This window comes from Arthrobacter sp. zg-Y1143 (assembly GCF_030125565.1).
Taxonomy (GTDB): Bacteria; Actinomycetota; Actinomycetes; order Actinomycetales; family Micrococcaceae; genus Arthrobacter_B.
This window is the reverse complement of sequence record NZ_JASKLW010000019.1, coordinates 1-3,611: the sequence shown is the minus strand read 5'-3', so window position 1 is coordinate 3,611 and position 3,611 is coordinate 1. Positions and strand designations below refer to the sequence as shown.

At 58.7% G+C, this 3,611-nt stretch carries 1 protein-coding gene and 2 rRNA genes; 2 read left to right on the top strand and 1 reads right to left on the bottom strand.

The features are described 5' to 3' along the window. Positions 1–81: 81 nt before the first annotated feature. Positions 82–198: ribosomal RNA gene (gene rrf, locus QNN98_RS16395) — 5S ribosomal RNA — on the top strand. A gap of 115 nt (positions 199–313) precedes the next feature. On the opposite strand, the gene QNN98_RS16390 is transcribed toward rrf, so the two are convergent. Beyond that, positions 314–727, bottom strand: coding sequence for a VOC family protein (locus QNN98_RS16390; protein ID WP_283998562.1), 414 nt, complete (start codon positions 725–727; stop codon positions 314–316). Positions 728–1,772: 1,045 nt separating this feature from the next. Between QNN98_RS16390 and QNN98_RS16385 the strand changes: the two genes are divergently transcribed. Beyond that, positions 1,773–3,300 (top strand): 16S ribosomal RNA (locus tag QNN98_RS16385). Positions 3,301–3,611 lie beyond the last annotated feature (311 nt).

The following is a 3,611-nucleotide window of genomic DNA, read 5'->3' as shown; positions in this document are numbered from 1 at the left end:
TTGCTTACGTCTGTTTGATGTTCGTGACCATTGTTTTCCCCACGCACACTGTTTTTGGGTGTGTGGTGCGGGTGGAAGGGTTACGGCGGTCATAGCGTGGGGGAAACGCCCGGTCCCATTCCGAACCCGGAAGCTAAGACCCACAGCGCCGATGGTACTGCATCCGGGAGGGTGTGGGAGAGTAGGTCACCGCCGGACAATTTGTGGGGTGAGGCCCGTACCAGTGTTGGTACGGGCCTCACCTGTTTAACCCCTGGTTGGACCCGCGGTCCTGTCCGGGATCCCCCTGCAGGGCAACGCCGGCCCGTGTGGGTCAGGCTACGAAGATACAGAATGGATGTCCGGCCGGATCGGCGTAGACATACAACGGTTCTTCGCGGTCATCCGTGCGATCAAAGAGGAGCTCCGCGCCCAACGCCAGTGCCCTGGCATGTTGGTCTGCGAGGGTCTTCCGGTTGGGGACAGTGAGGTCCAGGTGCATCTGCATGGGTGTATCCGGCCGGGGCCAGGTAGTCCGCGCGAGCTGATCCACATGCTGGAATGCCAGCTTTCGGTTGCCGCGGGCATCGGTCAGTACCAGCCAATCAACGCCATCGCCGGCGCTGCCCGGTTGCGGTTCGTCTCCGGGGCGGTACTTGAGCCCGAGGAGCTGACGGTAGAACTCCGCCAGACCCCGGACATCGGGAGTATCCAGAACCGTGTGGAGGAGTTGGGGAAAGCCGGCCATAAGCGAACACTAACGGCCTGGACGGCTCCCGGCCACGCCGGGCCTCGGGTACCGGGTGCAACGGCCGTGGGTCCCAGTGTCGGTGGAAAGCAGTCCGATCCCACATCGGGTGGCCACACCGCACGAGCTGCATAAGCGAAAGACTGTCGGTGCCGGCTTCATCCCAGAAGCTCTCGAGGCCAGGGTGCAGTGAAGCATTGTTTGCTTGGCTACGACCGTGACGGGCACATCAACCGTTGCATCTCCCGCTGCGGAGTCCTTGGCTCCCCGCAGCATTGGTGGTCCCTTGCCGAGTGGCATGTCGACAGGGAGCCGAATACTTGGTGGATCGCGCTGCTCTGCCGCGTTCACGCGAACGCCCACTGGGGGGGGGGAGGGGGAGCAACGAGCAGCTCCGATGGAGGAAGTCGTACGGGACCAGGGCCGCTACCTGCACTATTCACGGGACCGGCGGCGGTGGGTCAGGAGGCATGTCGCGGTTGGAAGCCCCAACTGATCGGGCCAGTGGCCTGTACACAGCCGACCCTTGGTGGGTAGAGCCCAATGCCAGCGTCCGGTTCCCTGCCACAGATCCGCTCCGAGCGGCCGCCCTGCCGGCGCCGGGCTCTTACTCCCCGCCAGATGGGCAAAACCCGGCGCTGAAGCGGGCGGCTGGGGCCGAGTTGCAACCGGGGTGAAACCTGTGTAAAGTCTTCTAAGTCGCCGCGGCCGGGACGCTGAGAAAGCGCCTGAGCATGGCGGCCAAACCCCTTCGGAAATGTGAGCAGTTCTGGTGCGCCTTATGGCCCATGGAATGGCGCAGATAAACGAAGGTTGCAGCGAAGAAGAAAAGGAAAACATTGTTTTCCCGAGTATTTTCGGATTGCGTCTGTTGTTTGAGAACTCAATAGTGTGCCAAGTTTATTGATACCAATTTATTTTAATTGGTTGAATCGACTGTTCCGCCCACCCCGTGGGCTGGAATGGTTTTTTTAGCTGGTTTCGAATTTAGTGCAGTGCCTGGCGGCCAATTTTCCTTGGCCCCGGCATTGTGTCTGTATGAACATTTACGGAGAGTTTGATCCTGGCTCAGGATGAACGCTGGCGGCGTGCTTAACACATGCAAGTCGAACGATGACTTCTGTGCTTGCACAGAATGATTAGTGGCGAACGGGTGAGTAACACGTGAGTAACCTGCCCTTGACTTCGGGATAAGCCTGGGAAACCGGGTCTAATACCGGATACGACGGACCACCGCATGGCGGTTCGTGGAAAGCTTTATGCGGTTTTGGATGGACTCGCGGCCTATCAGCTTGTTGGTTGGGGTAATGGCCCACCAAGGCGACGACGGGTAGCCGGCCTGAGAGGGTGACCGGCCACACTGGGACTGAGACACGGCCCAGACTCCTACGGGAGGCAGCAGTGGGGAATATTGCACAATGGGCGAAAGCCTGATGCAGCGACGCCGCGTGAGGGACGAATGCCTTCGGGTTGTAAACCTCTTTCAGCAGGGAAGAAGCGAAAGTGACGGTACCTGCAGAAGAAGCGCCGGCTAACTACGTGCCAGCAGCCGCGGTAATACGTAGGGCGCAAGCGTTATCCGGAATTATTGGGCGTAAAGAGCTCGTAGGCGGTTTGTCGCGTCTGCTGTGAAAGCCCGGGGCTCAACCCCGGGTCTGCAGTGGGTACGGGCAGACTAGAGTGATGTAGGGGAGACTGGAATTCCTGGTGTAGCGGTGAAATGCGCAGATATCAGGAGGAACACCGATGGCGAAGGCAGGTCTCTGGGCATTAACTGACGCTGAGGAGCGAAAGCATGGGGAGCGAACAGGATTAGATACCCTGGTAGTCCATGCCGTAAACGTTGGGCACTAGGTGTGGGGGACATTCCACGTTTTCCGCGCCGTAGCTAACGCATTAAGTGCCCCGCCTGGGGAGTACGGCCGCAAGGCTAAAACTCAAAGGAATTGACGGGGGCCCGCACAAGCGGCGGAGCATGCGGATTAATTCGATGCAACGCGAAGAACCTTACCAAGGCTTGACATGAACCGGTAAGACCTGGAAACAGGTCCCCCACTTGTGGCCGGTTTACAGGTGGTGCATGGTTGTCGTCAGCTCGTGTCGTGAGATGTTGGGTTAAGTCCCGCAACGAGCGCAACCCTCGTTCTATGTTGCCAGCGCGTTATGGCGGGGACTCATAGGAGACTGCCGGGGTCAACTCGGAGGAAGGTGGGGACGACGTCAAATCATCATGCCCCTTATGTCTTGGGCTTCACGCATGCTACAATGGCCGGTACAAAGGGTTGCGATACTGTGAGGTGGAGCTAATCCCAAAAAGCCGGTCTCAGTTCGGATTGAGGTCTGCAACTCGACCTCATGAAGTTGGAGTCGCTAGTAATCGCAGATCAGCAACGCTGCGGTGAATACGTTCCCGGGCCTTGTACACACCGCCCGTCAAGTCACGAAAGTTGGTAACACCCGAAGCCGGTGGCCTAACCCCTTGTGGGAGGGAGCCGTCGAAGGTGGGACCGGCGATTGGGACTAAGTCGTAACAAGGTAGCCGTACCGGAAGGTGCGGCTGGATCACCTCCTTTCTAAGGAGCACCTCGAAGCGGATGTCCTTCCACAGTGTTGGATGTGTGCTTTGCAGGAGATGCCCATGTCGGAAGCATATGTTTTCCGGTGGGTGCTCAAGGGTGGAATATCAATGGATAGGCGCCGGCATGATTGCCTGGCATCAGTGAGTACGTTCCCTTTGGGGTTCTGGAAAGCGGTGCGGGCAGGTTACCGGTTGACCGTTTGGCACACTGTTGGGTCCTGAGACAACAGGGCTGTGGGGCTTCTTCCCTCTTTGAGGGGGTGGGGGTGTTCATGGTTGTGGTTTGTTTCTGTTTGTTCCTGCGCA

Excerpts from the sequence above, each read along its gene's own strand:
- QNN98_RS16390 (WP_283998562.1), bottom strand. The coding sequence starts at position 727 with ATGGCCGGCTTTCCCCAACTCCTCCACACGGTTCTGGATACTCCCGAT.